The sequence below is a fragment of the Streptomyces sp. DH12 genome (assembly GCF_020873895.1).
GTDB lineage: Bacteria > Actinomycetota > Actinomycetes > Streptomycetales > Streptomycetaceae > Streptomyces.
The window spans coordinates 1-420 of the sequence record NZ_JAHWGT010001350.1 but is presented as its reverse complement, the minus strand read 5'-3'; the positions used below and the strand labels follow the sequence as shown (position 1 = coordinate 420).

Here is a 420-nt window from a genome sequence, read left to right as displayed (position 1 = left end):
AGGGGGCGGCGCCAGGCGTCGGGGCCGGCGGCGACGGCCAGCGGCGGCACGGCACGGCCCAGTGCCGCCAGGGCGAAGAGAAGATCCTCGGTGGTGACGTCGGCGCGCACGCTGCCCTGCGCGCGGGCGCGCTCCAGCAGCACGTCGACGGTCTCGCGGTTGTGCGCGTGTACCGCGCCGAGCGTCTCGACGTCCGGCAGACGGGTGGTCATCAGGTCGTTGGTGCCGCGATCGGCCGCAAGGGTGACGAACACGGCGTCGAGGTAGCCGGCCAGACCGGCCCACGCGTCGGGTGCGCGCCGCGCGCGATCACCCGCCTCCATGGTCCCCGTGAGCTGGTCGCGGAACACGGCGTCCACGAGCGCGGCCCGGGTGGGGAAGTGCCGGTAGAGCGTCGCGTTGCCGACGCCGGCGCGCCGC

General features: G+C 76.0%; 1 protein-coding gene. It reads right to left on the bottom strand.

Going from position 1 to position 420, the window contains the following annotated elements:
• Positions 1-420, bottom strand: a 420-nt coding sequence (locus LPA54_RS40025) for a TetR/AcrR family transcriptional regulator (RefSeq protein ID WP_228985331.1), incomplete at both ends; no start/stop codon positions are given.